Source organism: Pseudomonas sp. NY15374, assembly GCF_048068255.1.
Taxonomy (GTDB): domain Bacteria; phylum Pseudomonadota; class Gammaproteobacteria; order Pseudomonadales; family Pseudomonadaceae; genus Aquipseudomonas; species Aquipseudomonas machongensis.
On sequence record NZ_JBLUPZ010000015.1, the window covers coordinates 88,824 to 103,894 of the forward strand.

Genomic DNA, 15,071 nt, shown 5'->3' on the forward strand with positions numbered 1-15,071 from the left:
GAACTTGGCCGTCATCCCCTGACATGCGACCTATAGTGAAGGATCAGCGTCAGCAAGATCGCGCCCCGGCCAGCGCTTGGGTACAATTGCCGGCCAACTTGATCGAGTAACAGGACCCTTACATGATCGCTTGCCTGCGGCTGCTCACAGCCCTCTGTCTCGCTGCCCTGCTGGCAGCCTGCGCCAGCTCGCCCTCATCCAGCCTGGGCGAACTGCCACGCACCCCCGACGCCAGCATCGAGCAACTGCTCGAGAAGGCGGCTTCCAGCAAGTCCGCCGAAGACGCCGCGCTGCTGCGCCTGAGCGCCGCCGACATGGCCTACCGGCAGAAGGACTTCCCACGCGCCGCACGCATCCTCGAGCAGGTTCCACTGGACACGCTCAAACCCGCCCAACAGGTGTTCGCCAGCACCCTCGCCGCCGAACTGGCGATGAGCCGCAACCAGCCCAAAGCCGCCCTCGACGCCCTGTCGCACCCAAGCCTGCAACGCGTCGGCGAGCTGCCCGAAGAGCTGCAGGTACGCACCTATAGCGTGCATGCTGCAGCCCTCGAAGCCGACGGCCAGGCACTCCCTGCTGCCCAGCAGCGCGTCTTGCTCGCCCCACTGCTCAGCGGCCCGGCCGCAGCCAAGAACAACGATGCTATCTGGTCGCTGGTAGCCTCGCTGCCCGCCGACCAATTGCAGCAACCGACCAGCAATCCGACCCTCGCCGGCTGGACCAGCCTGGCCCTGGCGGTCAAGAGCGCCGGCACCCTGGAACAGCAACAGGCCGCCATCGACACCTGGCGCCAGCAACATGCCGATCACCCGGCCGCCAAGCAGTTGCCTGACGCACTGGTCAAACTCAAGCAACTGGCCAGCCAGCCACTGACCAAGATCGCCCTGCTGCTGCCACAGGAAGGCCCGCTGGCCGGTGTAGCCCGTGCACTGCGCGACGGCTTCATGGCAGCCCACTTCCAGGCCCAGCAATCCGGCCAGCCAGCGCCGGCGGTTCAGGTTTTCGACAGCTCGCGCCTCACCTCGCTGGATGACTTCTATCGCCAGGCCCAGGCGGCCGGCGTACAGCTGGTGATCGGTCCGCTCGAAAAACCACTGGTGAAGAAACTCGCCGACTACCCGCAACTGCCCATCACCACCCTGGCGCTGAACTACGCCGAGGCCGGGCAGAAATCGCCACCACAACTGTTCCAGTTCGGCCTCGCCGCCGAGGACGAAGCCCGCGAAGTCTCTCGCCGTGCCCGCGCAGACGGCCTGGTCCGCGCCGTGGCCCTGGTGCCGAGCGGCGAATGGGGCGACCGCGTGCTCGCAGCTTTCCGTCAGGACTGGGAAGGCAACGGCGGCACCCTGCTCGCTGCCGAGCGCATCGCCCAGCCGGTGGCCCTGGCTCAACAGATCGCCGATCTGTTCCAGCTGCGCCAGAGCGAAGGTCGCGCCAAGAGCCTGCAGAGTGCCGTGGGTGGCAATGTCGCCGCACAACCGTCGCGTCGCCAGGACATCGACTTCATCTTCCTCGCTGCCACCCCGCAGCAGGCCCAACAGATCAAGCCGACCCTCAACTTCCAGTACGCGGGTGACGTGCCGGTCTATGCGACCTCCAACCTCTACAGCGCCAGTGGAGACGTGAACCAGTACAACGACATGAACGGCATTCGCTTCTGCGAAACCCCATGGCTGCTGGACAACACCAACAGCTTGCGCCAGCAGGTGGTCCAGCAGTGGCCACAGGCTGCCGGCAGCCTGGGTCGCCTGTACGCCATGGGGGTCGATGCCTATAGCCTGGCGCCACGCCTCGGCCAGCTCAAGGCGCTGCCTGACAACCGCGTCGAGGGCCTGTCCGGCAGCCTGAGCATCAACGCCAACCAGCGTATCGAGCGCCAACTGCCCTGGGCCGAGTTCTCCGGCGGCCAGGTCAAGCGCCTGCCGGACACGGCTCGCTGATGCCCGACGCCTCGCCTACCAGCGCCGGGCTCGCGGCAGAAAACCAAGCCCTCGATTATCTTCGAGGGCAAGGCCTGCAGCTGCTGACGCGCAATTGGCGATGCAAGGAAGGCGAGCTTGATCTGGTCATGCTCGACGCCGATACAGTAGTATTCGTCGAAGTCCGCTACCGCTTGCACGTGGACTTCGGCGGCGCCGTCGGAAGTATCGACGGGCGCAAGCAGAAACGCCTGGCGCTTGCCGCCAACATGTTCCTGCTGAAGGAGCCCCGCTGGGCCGATCACCCCTGCCGCTTCGACGTAGTCGCCCTGCAGGGCAGCCACCATGCAGGTCGACCGCTTCAATGGCTGAAAAACGCCTTCGAATGCTGAACCCATTCCGATTTCTTTGCTCTATGTTTCGCGGGCTGGCCCCTGTCGCGCGTCGCGCAGGCCTCCGCCGCACTTAAGGTCACACCAGATGGACATGCAATCCCGAATTCGCCGGCTGTTCCAGGCCAGCATCGATACCAAGCAACAGGCAATGGACATCCTGGCACCGCACATCGAGCAGGCCAGCCTGGTCATGGTCAACGCGCTGCTCAACGAGGGCAAGATGCTCGCCTGCGGCAACGGCGGCTCGGCGGGTGACGCCCAGCATTTTTCCTCGGAACTGCTCAACCGCTTCGAGCGCGAGCGTCCGAGCCTGCCGGCCATCGCCCTGACCACCGACAGCTCGACCATCACCTCGATCGCCAACGACTACAGCTACAACGAAGTCTTCTCCAAGCAGATCCGCGCCCTGGGCCAACCAGGCGATGTACTGCTGGCGATCTCCACCAGCGGCAACTCGGCCAATGTGATTCAGGCGATCCAGGCCGCACATGATCGTGAAATGATTGTCGTAGCATTGACCGGACGTGACGGCGGCGGTATGGCTTCGCTGCTGCTGCCCGAGGATGTGGAGATCCGCGTCCCCTCCACGGTCACTGCGCGCATCCAGGAAGTCCACCTGCTGGCGATCCATTGCCTGTGCGATCTGATCGACAGCCAACTGTTCGGGAGTGAAGAATGATCCCCAAGCGCCTCGGCCTCATGGCCCTGACCCTGTGCCTCGGTATTTCCGGCTGCAGCTCGGTATTGACCTCGACCCGCAACTCGCCGATCGAGGATGACCGCGGCACACGCACCATTGGTAGCAAGATCGACGATTCGCTGATCGAAACCAAGGTTTCGGTCAATGTGGCCAAGGCAAGCCCAGACCTGGACAAGGGCTCGCACATCGTCGTCAGCAGCTACAACGGCATCGTCCTGCTCGCAGGCCAGACCCCGCGCGCCGACCTGAAGAGCCTCGCCGAGCAGACCGCCGGCCAGGTACAACGGGTCAAGAAGGTGCATAACGAACTGCAGGTGATGCAGCCCTCGTCGATCCTGGCACGCAACAACGACACCTGGCTGACCACCAAGATCAAGACCCAGATGATCGGTGACGCCAACGTGCCCAGCTCGCGCATCAAGGTGATCACCGAGAACGGCATCGTCTACTTGCTCGGCCTGGTCACCCAGCAGGAAGCCAACGCCGCCACCAACGTGGTTCAAGGTGTGTCTGGCGTACAGAAGATCGTCAAGCTGTTCGAGTACATCGATTGATATCCAGGGCCACGGCGCGCGATGAATGCGCGCTGTGGCCCATCGCACCAGGTATTGCCGCAAACAACCCAGGAAAGCCCATGAAGAAGTCCCTGCTGTCCCTTCTCGCCATCACCGCCTTCGCCACCTTGGCCGGCTGCTCCACCCCGAGCACGATCACCCTCAACGACGGCCGCGAGCTGCAGACGCTCGACACGCCAAAGTTCGACAAAGATTCGGGCTTCTACGAATTCAAGCAGCTGGACGGCAAGCCGACCCGCATCAACAAGGACCAGGTCCGCACGATCAAGGACCTGTAATCCGAACTTGAATAAAAAAGGCGATCCGGATGGATCGCCTTTTTTATTACTTGACCACTTTCAAGCTCGGCCGCCCAGTGGGTCGCGGCGGCTGGCCACCACCCTCCGGCGGACCATCATCATCAGGCTCGACGCCTTCCTCATCGAGCTCTTCGCCATCCATCAACGGCGGCTCCAGCTCGAACACCATGCCCTGGCCATTCTCTCGAGCATAGATCCCCAGGATCGCGCCTGCCGGCACATAGAGCGAATGGGCCACGCCACTGAAGCGCCCCTCGAAGCTCACCGCGTCGTTGTCCATGTGCAGGTTACGCACAGCGCTGGGCGAGATGTTCAAGACGATCTGGCCATCGCTGGCAAATCCCTGGGGCACCTGGACCGCCGGATACTCGGCATTGACCAGCATATGGGGGGTGCAATCGTTGTCGACGATCCACTCGTACAGTGCTCTAACCAGATAGGGGCGACTGGAGTTCATCAACGGCTCCTTAAAGCTTGCGCATTTCACGTTCAGCAGCGGACAGGCTCGCCTGGAAAGGCTCGCGGGCGAACTGTCGCTCCATATAATCCAGCAGCGGCTTGGCTTGCCGCGGCAGTTCGATACCCAGGACCGGCAATCGCCAGAGTATGGGCAGTAGACAACAATCGACCAGGCTTTGCTCCTCGCTCATGAAGCAGGGAAACTCGCCGAACAGCGCCGAGACACCAGTCAGACTCTCGCGCAGCGACTTGCGCGCCTCGCCACGCGCAGCCTCGGCGGCACGCGGATCGAGAATGACATCAGCCAGTGCACACCAGTCACGCTGGATACGGTGCATCAGCAGGCGGCTGTTGCCGCGCGCCACCGGGTATACCGGCATCAGCGGCGGATGAGGATAACGCTCCTCGAGGTATTCCATCACCACGGTCGATTCGTACAACGCCAGGTCGCGGTCGACCAGGGTTGGCACGCTGCCATAGGGGTTCACTTCGATCAGTTTGGGCGGCAGACGATCGGCGATGACGTCGATGATCTGCACACTGACGCCCTTCTCGGCGAGAACAAGGCGTACCCGATGAGAATAATGGTCAGCGGGGTCGGAATAGCAGGCTAACCTGTTGGTCGCGCCCATGTAGCTCCTCCTCGCATGGGGATGCTTGTGAAACTGCAAATGCAAACGCGCCCTGGGAGGCTCCTCGCGATTGCGCAGGAGCGCCCCAGGGCGCGTTCAACTACCAGAAACTACTGCGTGATCAGTGCACGTCCTTCCAGTATTCGCGCTTGAGCAAGTAGGCGAACACGAAGAAGAAAGCCAGGTACAGCAGGACATAGGTGCCGATGCGCTGACTTTCCAGTTTGACCGGGTTGGCCGAATAGGCCAGGAAGGTCACCAGGTTCTTGACCTTCTCGTCGAACTGCTCGGGCGTCAGGGTACCGGATTTCGGCTCGATGGTCAGCTGGTCACAGGCTTCATGGGTCAAAGGACTGCCAGTCAGCGGGTCGAACTGCTTCTTGCCGTCGACCACTGTCTGGATCTGCTTGCACCCAATCACCTGGTTGCCCTGCAGCCCGACCAGCACATTGGGCATGCCCACGTTCGGGAAGACCTTGTTGTTCACCCCATAAGGGCGCGATTTGTCCTCGTAGAAGCTGTGCAGGTAGCTGTACAGCCAATCGTTACCCCGCACTCGGGCGACCAACGTGAGATCGGGCGGCGCCGCACCGAACCAGGTCTTGGCATCGCTGGGCTGCATGCCGATCTTCATGTGATCGCCAATCTTGGCCCCCGTGAACACCAGCTTTTCGAGCATCAGCTCGTGGGGGATGCCGAGGTCATCGGCAACCCGCTCGTAACGCTGGAACTTGGCGCTGTGGCAACCCATGCAATAGTTGGCGAAGGTTCGCGCCCCATCCTGCAACGCGGCCTTGTCGGTCAGGTCGATATCGACCTTCTGCAGCTCCACACCCTGCTCGGCAGCAAAGGATAAGGCAGGCATCAACGCCAGGAACATTACTGCAATAAACTTTTTCATCAGCCAGTCACCCTTTCCGGAACCGGTTTTGTCTTCTCGAGCCTTGTGTAGAACGGCATCAGCAGGAAGTAGGCGAAATACAGCACGGTGCAGACCTGGGACAGCAGGGTCCGTCCGGGCGTAGGCGCCAGTACACCGAGCACGCCGAGAATGATGAAGGCCACGCAGAACACCAGCAGGAAGATCTTGCTCAACCAGCCCTTGTAGCGCATGGAGCGCACCGGACTGCGATCGAGCCAGGGCAACACGAACAGCACCGCGATCGCCGCGCCCATGGCGATGACACCGAACAGCTTGTCAGGCACCGCCCGCAGGATCGCGTAGAAGGGCGTGAAGTACCACACCGGCGCAATGTGCTCAGGCGTCTTGAAGGCGTTGGCCTGCTCGAAGTTCGGTTTTTCCAGGAAATAGCCACCCATTTCCGGGAAGAAGAACACCACAGCACAGAACACGAAGAGGAATACCACGACCCCGACGATATCTTTCACCGTGTAGTACGGGTGGAAGGGGATGCCATCCAGCGGTACGCCGTTTTCGTCCTTGTGCTTCTTGATGTCGACACCGTCCGGGTTGTTCGAACCTACCTCGTGCAGGGCCAGGATATGCAGTACCACAAGCCCGAGAATGACGATCGGCAGCGCTACCACATGCAGGGCGAAGAAGCGGTTCAGGGTGATGCCGGAGATCAGGTAGTCACCACGGATCCATTGAGTAAGGTCATCGCCGATCACCGGAATGGCACCGAACAGCGAGATGATCACCTGGGCGCCCCAGTAGGACATCTGCCCCCAGGGCAGCAGGTAACCCATGAAGGCCTCAGCCATCAGCGCCAGGTAGATCAGCATGCCGAACAGCCACACCAGTTCACGGGGCTTCTGGTAGGAGCCGTAGAGCAACCCGCGGAACATGTGCAGGTAGACCACGATGAAGAACGCCGAGGCGCCGGTGGAGTGCAGATAGCGCAGGATCCAGCCGTACTCGACATCGCGCATGATGTACTCGACCGAGGCAAACGCCTCTTCTGCCGAGGGCGTGAAACTCATGGTCAGCCAGACTCCCGTGACAATCTGGTTGACCAGCACCAGCAGCGCGAGGGAGCCAAAGAAGTACAGGAAGTTGAAGTTCTTGGGCGCGTAATACTTGCTCAGGTGGTCTTCCCACATTTTCGTGGCGGGGAAGCGAGCGTCAATCCAGTCCATGAACTTGCTCATCATGCGTTCTCCTGATCGACGCCGATGACGATGATGTCGTCCGACTCGTACGAGTGCGGCGGCACTGGCAAATTGAGCGGGGCTGGCTGCGACTTGTAGACGCGACCTGCCAAATCGTAGTGCGAGCCATGGCAAGGGCAGAAATAGCCACCAACCCACTTAGGACCGAGGTCGGCGGGGGCGACTTCCGGACGGAAAGTCGGCGAGCACCCCAGGTGAGTGCACAAGCCAACGAGAATGAGGATTTCCGGCTTGATCGAGCGGACCTCGGGATCGACGTAGGTCGGCTGCACCGAAGCCTTGGACTCGGGGTCGGACAAGTCTGCGGTGATTTTTTTCAGATTGCCGAGGATCTCTTGCGTTCGCCGCACGATGAACACCGGTTGACCGCGCCATTCGGCAACCATCTGCTGCCCGGGCTCTACCTTGGCGATGTTGACCTTCACCGGTGCGCCAGCGGCTTTCGCCTTGGCACTGGGGAACCATGACCCCACGAACGGTACCGCAGCCCCCACTGCCCCCGCAGCCCCCACCACGGATGTGGCAGCTACGAGGAAGCGGCGCCGGCCTGCGTTGACGCCGTCATTGCTCATTCAGTCCTCTCCCATCAGCTTTCTTCTCGCCCGCTGGATCAGGCGTCTATTAGTAATGTCTGTGGCACTAAAAATTGGCCGCCATGGTAAGAAACAAATCCACACACTGACAAGGTGATTACCCCTGGTTCGGGCTACAACCCTCGCTTTGCTTGATCTGCGTCTATGTGGCAACTCGGCCCGGACATGCTGACAGGTTAGTTCAAGACATAAAAAAAGCCCGGTTCCAGGGAACCGGGCTTTTTCGACTGCCGAAGCGGTATTAACGCTTGGAGTACTGAGGACGCTTACGCGCTTTACGCAGACCCACTTTCTTACGCTCGACTTCACGAGCGTCGCGGGTGACGTAGCCAGCACGACGCAGAGCGCCACGCAGGGTTTCGTCGTATTCCATCAGGGCGCGGGTGATACCGTGGCGGATAGCACCGGCCTGACCGCTGACACCACCACCGGCGACGGTGACGTAGATGTCGAACTTCTCAACGGTCTCGGTCAGTTCCAGCGGCTGGCGAACAACCATGCGAGCGGTTTCGCGGCCGAAGAAAGTGTCCAGAGGACGGTTGTTGATGGAGATGTTACCAGTACCCGGACGCAGGAAAACGCGAGCGGTTGCGGTCTTGCGACGGCCAGTGCCGTAATTTTGAGTCGCCGACATAATGAACTATCCCGTTAGATCTTCAGTTCTTGAGGCTGCTGAGCAGTGTGAGGGTGGGTAGCACCCGCGTACACTTTCAGCTTGCGGTACATGTCGCGACCCAGCGGGTTCTTCGGCAGCATGCCTTTGACCGCGGTCTCGATGACGCGCTCAGGGGCCTTGTCGATCAGCTTCTCGAAGCTGATTTCCTTGATGCCACCTGGGAAGCCGGAGTGGGAGTAGTACATCTTGTCCGAAGACTTGGCACCAGTTACACGAACCTGCTCGGCGTTGATGACGACGATGTAGTCGCCGGTGTCAACGTGAGGAGTGTACTCAGGCTTGTGTTTGCCGCGCAGACGGGTAGCGATTTCGGTAGCCAGACGACCCAGGGTCTGACCAGCGGCATCGATTACGAACCACTCGCGCTTTACTGTTTCCGGTTTAGCAGTAAAAGTTTTCATTCTCTAAAGCCTCAGAGGCCGCCCAGCGAAAAATAGACGGCGAATCTTACTGGATAGTGCACAACTTGCCAAGGGCAAGCGCGCAGCCGAGCACGGACGCTTTTGGGGGCTCGGGTCGGGCACGCCCATGATCGACGGGGTTCTTCCTGCATGGTGGTGCATCACTTCCGCCACACGGAGAGGCCCAGCATTATCCAGATTGCGCAAAGATTTTCAACCTGCTTTGATGGTTTCTTTGTCCAGCAGAGAGCCTTCCGATGGAATACCGCAAGCTCGGCCGTACCGACCTCAACGTCAGCGCACTGTGCCTGGGCACCATGACCTGGGGTGAGCAGAACGTCCAGGATGAGGCCTTCGAGCAGATCGCCCTGGCCAAGACCGCCGGCATCAACTTCATCGATACCGCCGAAATGTACCCGGTGCCGCCGCGCCCGGAGACCTACGCGGCCACCGAACGCATCATCGGCAACTGGTTCGCCGCCAATGGCGACCGTGACGACTGGATCCTCGCCAGCAAAGTCGCCGGCCCCGGCAACGGCATCAGCCATATCCGCGACGGCCAGCTCAAGCACAACCGCCAGCACATCGTCGCTGCGCTGGACGAAAGCCTCAAGCGCCTGCAGACCGACCGCATCGACCTCTACCAACTGCACTGGCCGGAACGTTCGACCAACTTCTTCGGCAAGCTGGGCTACCAGCACCTGCCCAACGACCTGTTCACGCCGCTGGAGGAAACACTGGAGGTGCTCGACGAGCAAGTGCGCGCCGGCAAGATCCGCCACATCGGCCTGTCCAACGAAACGCCGTGGGGCACCATGAAGTTCCTGCACCTGGCCGAAAGCCGGGGCTGGCCACGGGCAGTTTCGATCCAGAACCCGTACAACCTGCTCAATCGCAGCTTCGAGGTGGGCCTGGCGGAAGTAGCGATCCGCGAGCAGTGCGGCCTGCTGGCTTATTCGCCGCTGGCCTTCGGCATGCTGTCGGGCAAGTACGAAAACGGCGCGCGCCCTGAAAACGCACGCCTGACCCTGTTCAGCCGCTTCGCCCGCTACTCCAACCCGCAGACCGTGGCCGCCTGCAGCCGCTACGTGCAATTGACCCGCGAACATGGCCTGGATCCGGCACAGATGGCCTTGGCGTTCGTCACCCGCCAGCCGTTCGTGACCAGCAACATCATCGGGGCGACCAGCCTCGAGCAGTTGCGCAGCAACCTGGCAAGCATCGAACTGAAACTCGGCGACGAACTACTGGCGGCGATCGAGGCGATTCACCAGGGGCAGCCGAATCCGGCGCCTTGAGGCGATAGCATTGCTGCCTTCTTCGCAGGTAGGCCCGCGAAGAAGGCGGCGCATTTCTTCGGGGTAGACACAATCGCCAAAAAATAAGACGATCCAGCCGGTGATTGACCACTCTACCCTATAAGAACAATGACAATGATGTTTACCCAACCCTCCGCGTCGTTGCGGCGCGTCAGCATCCTGGCCATTGATAAGGTGTTCGCTTCGACACTGATGCAGGCCAAGGACTTCTTCCACCTGGCCAGCCTGCGTTACAGCAAGCAACTGGGCCTGGGGCTGCAATCGATGTTCGAAATTCACCTGGTGAGCCCTGACGGCCAGCCGGTGGACAGCTTCAGCGACGTACAACTCCCCGTGGACAGTGGCCTGGGTGACGCCGATGTGATCATCCTGCCGGCGTTCTGGGACGACTTCGACAACCTGCTCGCCCGCTACCCGCAAGTCCTACCCTGGCTGCGTGAGCAGCACGCCCGTGGCGCCGTGCTGTGCGGTGAAGCCAGCGGCGTGTTCTGGCTCGCCGAGTCAGGCCTGCTCGATGGCAAGGAGGCGACCACCTACTGGCGTTTCTTCAACAGCTTCGCCGAACGCTTCCCCACCATCCGCCTGAATCAGGACAAGCACCTGACCGACGCCGACAACCTGTACTGCGCCGGCGGCACCACCTCGGCCTGCGACCTGTACATCTACCTGATCGAGCGCTTCTGCGGCGCCAACGTCGCGCGGGCGGTGGCTCGCGACATCCTCTACGAAGTGCAGCGCAACTACACGCCGGGGCGCATGGGCTTTGGCGGCCAGAAGCTGCACCAGGACCTGATCATCCTGCAGATCCAGCACTGGCTGGAGGAGCACTTCGCCGACAAGTTCCGCTTCGAGGACGTGGCGCGCAACCATGGCATGAGCATCCGCAACTTCATGCGCCGCTTCCAGAGCGCGACCGGGGACAAGCCACTGCACTACCTGCAGCGCCTGCGCATCGAGACAGCCAAGGGCTTGCTCTCGAGCACCCGCAAGAGCATCAAGACCATCAGTTATGAGGTGGGGTATGACGACGCGAGCTTCTTCGCCCGGCTCTTCCGCCAGCACACTGAACTGTCGCCGAACCAGTATCGGCAGCAGTTCATGCAGGAAGCCTGAGAACACCAGCCGCCCCTGGCAAGAGCGGGGCAAGCCCGTTCCTGCCAGGGGGCAGGTACTGCTTCAGGGTTTGTGCGGGCGAGCCAGGAATTCGTGGGACTGCATTTCCAGCAGTCGGCTGAGCGTACGCTGGAACTCGAAGCTCAGGCGTCCACCGGTGTACAGGTCCTTGAGCTCGACTTCGGCCGAAATGATCAGTTTGACGTTGCGATCATAGAACTCGTCGACCATGTTGATGAAGCGGCGGGCGATGTCGTCGGTGGTGACGCCCATCTGCTCGACGTTGCTCAGCAGCACGGCATGGAAGATCTTGCCCAACTCGATGTAGTCGTTCTGGCTGCGTGGCCCATCGCACAGGGCGCGGAAGTCGAACCAGGCGACGTCGTCACAGGTGCGCAACGCGTGGATCTCGCGATTCTCGATCATCAGCACGTCGTTCTCGACCGCCTGAGTGCAATCGGGGGTCAGTGCCTTGAAACTGGCGCGCAGACTCTCGTGGGCAGCTTCGTTGAGCGGGAAGTGGAACAGCTCCGCCTGCTCCAGGTGGCGCAAGCGATAGTCGACGCCACTGTCGACGTTCACTATATCGGTGTACTGCTTGATCATGGCGATGGCCGGGAGGAAGCGCGCACGCTGCAGGCCGTCCTTGTACAGGCCGTCCGGCACGATGTTGGAGGTCGCCACCAACGAGACGCCGTTCTTGAACAGCTCTTCCATCAAGGTGCCGAGGATCATCGCATCGGTGATGTCGGACACGAAGAACTCATCGAAGCAGATCACCTTGGCTTCCTGGGAGAAGCGCTTGGCGATGATGGTCAGCGGGTTCTTCTCACCCTTGAGGGTTTTCATTTCCTCGTGCACACGCTTCATGAAGCGGTGGAAGTGGGTGCGCATCTTCTCCTTGAACGGCAGCGCCTCGAAGAAGGTGTCGACCAGGTAGGTCTTGCCACGCCCTACCCCGCCCCAGAAATACAGGCCTTTGACCGGCGTCTGCTCCTTCTTGCCGAACAGCTTGCCGAACACGCCCGGCTTGTTGTTCTGCGCGGCGACCAGGTCGTCGTACAGGCGCTGCAAGTGACGCACAGCCGTTTCCTGCGCCGCGTCATGGAAGAAATCGGGGCGTTTCAGATCTGCTTGATATCGTTCTAGGGGCGTCATGATTCGTTAGCGAGGCAACAAAAAACGGGCCGTCACTGTAGCGACCGGCCCGCTTAATGGCAATCAGACTTGTGTCAATATGCCTCAGTCCTGCTGGGGCGCCAACGCCTCACGCAGGCTCAGCACCGCCGCATCACGGGCGCTTGCATCGGCGAACTGCGGCCCGTCGGCCACCTGCTCGCCATCGAGCCACAGGCTGAAGCCCAGGCCATCTACACGCACATCCGCCTCGCCCCCCTGCTGCAGTTGCTTGCTCACCGCGCCTGCACTCTTGCCGTCGGCGAAGCTGCGCGACAGCAACAATTGCTCGCCATCGGCGGCCAGCAGGCGGAAGCGGAAGCTGCCGTCTTCATCGCGGAAGCTGACGAAGCGCGCGCTCTTGGCGGCCTTCTTCTTCACTTCGGCGTTGACCTGGACGCTGCTGCGGAAGGAGCGCAGGCCCACCGATTCGCGCAACTGCTCGAGGAACGGCGTGGCAATCTTGCGGGCCTTGGCGGCGCCGGCCAGGAGGATGTCTTCCAGGTCCGACGGCCGCGAGATCAGTTGATGGTAGTGCTCGCGCTTCTCGGCCAGCTGGCCGTCGAGCAACTGGAACAGGCGGCTTTTCGCCTCGCCCCAGCCCAGGCCCTGCAGCAGCTCTTCGCGGAACTCGCCGGCTTGTGCGGCGCTGGCGAAGGCCTGGTACAGGGTGAACAGGTGCGAGTTGTCCGGGTCCTTCGCCTCGCCTGGGGCACGCGAATCGGTGACGATGCGCGAGATGGCGTCCTTCATGTCCTTGGCGCTGGTGAACAGCGGAATGGTGTTGTCGTAGCTCTTGGACATCTTGCGACCGTCCAGGCCCGGAAGCGTGGCCACGCTCTCCTCGATCACCGCCTCGGGCAGGACGAAGAACTCCTTGCCCTGGCCGAACAGGTGGTTGAAGCGCTGGCCGATGTCACGGGCCATTTCAACGTGCTGGATCTGGTCGCGACCGACCGGGACCTTGTGTGCGTTGAACATCAGGATGTCGGCAGCCATCAGCACCGGATAGCTGTACAAGCCCATGGACACACCGGCATCCGGGTCTTCGCCGTTTTCCAGGTTCTTGTCGACCGAGGCCTTGTAGGCGTGGGCACGATTGAGCAGGCCCTTGGCAGCCACGCAGGTCAGCAGCCAGGTCAGCTCGGGGATCTCGGGAATGTCGGACTGACGGTAGAACGTGACCTTGTCGGGATCCAGGCCACCGGCCAGCCAGGTGGCGGCGATTTCCAGGCGCGAGCGCTGGATGCGCAGCGGGTCGTCGCACTTGATCAGGGCGTGATAGTCGGCCAGGAAGTAGAACGAGTCGGCACCGGGCTGTTGGCTGGCGAGGATCGCCGGACGGATGGCACCGGCGTAGTTGCCCAGGTGCGGGGTGCCGGTGGTGGTGATACCGGTGAGAATGCGCGTGGTCATGGGTGATCGCTTATTCAGGCTTGGCTCAGTTCGAAAGACGCGGCAGCACCAGATCCTTCAGATCGGTCAGCTTGCCATGGAAGAAGTGTCCGCATTCTGCCACTTTCAGCAGCTCATGGGGGCGCGTCAGTGTGTCGGACCATTCATAGACCAGCGCAGGATCGACCACCTCGTCGGCGTCGGGCTGGACCACGGTGGTCGGGCACTGCTGCGCCAGCGGGAACTGCTCGGTCAGGCGCATCACCGCCGGGGCAATCATGAACAGATGTTGCAGCGTCACCCCGTCGGCCTCGAGGCGTCCGGCCAGGCTGGCGGCGACGAAGCCCCCGAACGAGAAGCCCATCAGTACCAGCGCCAGCTCAGGGTGTTTGTCGCGCAGCCAGGCCGCGGCGGCCTCGGCATCGGCCACTTCGCCAGCCCCCATGTCGTGGCTGCCGGCACTCTGGCCGACGCCACGGTAGTTGAAGCGCAGGGTGCTGTAGCCGGCATCGCGAGCCGTGCGCTGCAGCGTCGAGACCACCTTGTTGAGCATGGTGCCGCCCTGGACCGGGTTGGGGTGGCAGATCAGCACCACGCCGCGGGCATCTGCCACGTCCAGGTACAAGGCTTCCAGCGGGCCACTGGGGCCGTCGATGAACAAGGGGGTTTCGCGGACAAGCAAGGCACTACTCCGTGACCTCGAGGGGGGTCGATTCGTCTAGAGGGGGGAAATCTGTTCTGATTTGCGATTGCTCGCGGTATACAGCGCAGGTCTGAGCCGTTAACGTAAAGCAAAGCCGTTTATAGAGGAAGGACTCGTGGAACACTCGCTCCTTGTTTGGTTGCTGCCGACCCTGGCACTGGTCGTTGGTGTCGTCGTCGGTTTCGCCCTGGCCCGCCTTCTCCCCAACGCGGCTCCCAGCAGTACGCAACGCCAGCTGGATGACATCCAGCAGCGTTTCGACAATTACCAGAACGAAGTGGTCACCCACTTCAACAGCACTGCTTCGCTGGTCAAGAAACTGACCCAGAGCTACCAGGATGTGCAGGATCACCTGGCCGACGGGGCCAATCGCCTGGCCCTGGACGAACTGACCCGCCAGCGCCTGCTCGCTTCGTTGCACTCCGAAGCCGCGCAAGGTCCGCGCGATCGCCTGACACCGCCGAAGGATACCGCCGAAGTCCCACGCGACTACGCGCCCAAGGCGCCGAACTCGCCAGGCATGCTCGACGAGAGCTACGGCCTCAAGCGTTGACCCAGCAAGCATGACAAAGGCCGCTAAAAG

Annotated in this window: 18 protein-coding genes; 8 read left to right on the top strand and 10 right to left on the bottom strand. The window is 61.7% G+C overall.

The window, feature by feature from the left end; all coding sequences use genetic code 11:
* The first annotated feature begins 122 nt into the window (after nucleotides 1-122).
* From ACNFHO_RS24875 to ACNFHO_RS24895, 5 genes are all read left to right on the top strand, one after another.
* Entirely contained in the window at nucleotides 123-1,940 is a 1,818-nt protein-coding gene (locus tag ACNFHO_RS24875; RefSeq protein ID WP_112899088.1) for a penicillin-binding protein activator, read from the top strand.
* Nucleotides 1,940-2,311 (top strand): YraN family protein, encoded by a 372-nt coding sequence (locus ACNFHO_RS24880; protein WP_063546016.1) that lies wholly within the window; start codon nucleotides 1,940-1,942, stop codon nucleotides 2,309-2,311. The genes ACNFHO_RS24875 and ACNFHO_RS24880 overlap by 1 nt, the downstream gene beginning before the upstream one ends.
* Before the next feature lie 88 nt (nucleotides 2,312-2,399).
* On the top strand, nucleotides 2,400-2,993 hold the full coding sequence (locus tag ACNFHO_RS24885; RefSeq protein ID WP_054893997.1) for a phosphoheptose isomerase: 594 nt from the start codon (nucleotides 2,400-2,402) through the stop codon (nucleotides 2,991-2,993).
* A complete protein-coding gene (locus ACNFHO_RS24890) occupies nucleotides 2,990-3,568 on the top strand; it encodes a BON domain-containing protein (RefSeq protein WP_063546017.1) in 579 nt (192 codons plus the stop codon). The genes ACNFHO_RS24885 and ACNFHO_RS24890 overlap by 4 nt, the downstream gene beginning before the upstream one ends.
* 80 nt (nucleotides 3,569-3,648) lie before the next feature.
* Entirely contained in the window at nucleotides 3,649-3,867 is a 219-nt protein-coding gene (locus ACNFHO_RS24895) for a YgdI/YgdR family lipoprotein (protein ID WP_063546018.1), read from the top strand.
* Between the two features lie 46 nt (nucleotides 3,868-3,913).
* Here the strand turns inward: ACNFHO_RS24895 and ACNFHO_RS24900 are convergent, their stop codons facing one another.
* The 7 genes from ACNFHO_RS24900 to rplM form a co-directional block, all read right to left on the bottom strand.
* Nucleotides 3,914-4,345, bottom strand: a complete 432-nt coding sequence (locus tag ACNFHO_RS24900; RefSeq protein ID WP_054893994.1) for a ClpXP protease specificity-enhancing factor — start codon at nucleotides 4,343-4,345, stop codon at nucleotides 3,914-3,916.
* A 10-nt stretch (nucleotides 4,346-4,355) separates the two neighbouring features.
* Nucleotides 4,356-4,979 (bottom strand): glutathione S-transferase N-terminal domain-containing protein, encoded by a 624-nt coding sequence (locus tag ACNFHO_RS24905; RefSeq protein ID WP_063546019.1) that lies wholly within the window; start codon nucleotides 4,977-4,979, stop codon nucleotides 4,356-4,358.
* 121 nt (nucleotides 4,980-5,100) lie between these two features.
* Nucleotides 5,101-5,880 carry a cytochrome c1 gene (locus ACNFHO_RS24910; RefSeq protein ID WP_054893992.1) on the bottom strand — a complete coding sequence of 260 codons (780 nt, stop codon included), beginning with the start codon at nucleotides 5,878-5,880 and terminating at the stop codon, nucleotides 5,101-5,103.
* Entirely contained in the window at nucleotides 5,880-7,091 is a 1,212-nt protein-coding gene (locus ACNFHO_RS24915; protein WP_054893991.1) for a cytochrome b, read from the bottom strand. Before ACNFHO_RS24915 ends, ACNFHO_RS24910 begins: the two co-directional genes overlap by 1 nt.
* Nucleotides 7,091-7,684, bottom strand: coding sequence for a ubiquinol-cytochrome c reductase iron-sulfur subunit (petA, locus tag ACNFHO_RS24920; RefSeq protein WP_054893990.1), 594 nt, complete (start codon nucleotides 7,682-7,684; stop codon nucleotides 7,091-7,093). Before petA ends, ACNFHO_RS24915 begins: the two co-directional genes overlap by 1 nt.
* 262 nt (nucleotides 7,685-7,946) lie before the next feature.
* Nucleotides 7,947-8,339: a 30S ribosomal protein S9 gene (gene rpsI, locus ACNFHO_RS24925; protein ID WP_054893989.1), complete on the bottom strand. Its 393-nt coding sequence runs from the start codon at nucleotides 8,337-8,339 to the stop codon at nucleotides 7,947-7,949.
* 14 nt (nucleotides 8,340-8,353) lie between these two features.
* Entirely contained in the window at nucleotides 8,354-8,782 is a 429-nt protein-coding gene (rplM, locus tag ACNFHO_RS24930; protein WP_054893988.1) for a 50S ribosomal protein L13, read from the bottom strand.
* A gap of 257 nt (nucleotides 8,783-9,039) precedes the next feature.
* On the opposite strand from rplM, the gene ACNFHO_RS24935 reads away from it, so the two are divergent.
* Together ACNFHO_RS24935 and ACNFHO_RS24940 are read left to right on the top strand one after the other, a co-directional pair.
* On the top strand, nucleotides 9,040-10,080 hold the full coding sequence (locus tag ACNFHO_RS24935; protein WP_416767695.1) for an NADP(H)-dependent aldo-keto reductase: 1,041 nt from the start codon (nucleotides 9,040-9,042) through the stop codon (nucleotides 10,078-10,080).
* Nucleotides 10,081-10,317: 237 nt separating this feature from the next.
* Nucleotides 10,318-11,214, top strand: a complete 897-nt coding sequence (locus ACNFHO_RS24940) for a GlxA family transcriptional regulator (RefSeq protein ID WP_172964850.1) — start codon at nucleotides 10,318-10,320, stop codon at nucleotides 11,212-11,214.
* Nucleotides 11,215-11,277: 63 nt separating this feature from the next.
* Here the strand turns inward: ACNFHO_RS24940 and zapE are convergent, their stop codons facing one another.
* From zapE to ACNFHO_RS24955, 3 genes are all read right to left on the bottom strand, one after another.
* Complete coding sequence (zapE, locus tag ACNFHO_RS24945) at nucleotides 11,278-12,372, bottom strand: cell division protein ZapE (protein WP_416767696.1); 1,095 nt, start codon at nucleotides 12,370-12,372, stop codon at nucleotides 11,278-11,280.
* An 84-nt stretch (nucleotides 12,373-12,456) separates the two neighbouring features.
* Complete coding sequence (locus ACNFHO_RS24950) at nucleotides 12,457-13,806, bottom strand: tryptophan--tRNA ligase (RefSeq protein ID WP_054893985.1); 1,350 nt, start codon at nucleotides 13,804-13,806, stop codon at nucleotides 12,457-12,459.
* A gap of 25 nt (nucleotides 13,807-13,831) precedes the next feature.
* Entirely contained in the window at nucleotides 13,832-14,467 is a 636-nt protein-coding gene (locus ACNFHO_RS24955) for an alpha/beta hydrolase (protein WP_416767697.1), read from the bottom strand.
* A gap of 136 nt (nucleotides 14,468-14,603) precedes the next feature.
* On the opposite strand from ACNFHO_RS24955, the gene ACNFHO_RS24960 reads away from it, so the two are divergent.
* Complete coding sequence (locus tag ACNFHO_RS24960; RefSeq protein WP_054893983.1) at nucleotides 14,604-15,041, top strand: YhcB family protein; 438 nt, start codon at nucleotides 14,604-14,606, stop codon at nucleotides 15,039-15,041.
* Nucleotides 15,042-15,071: the final 30 nt, after the last annotated feature.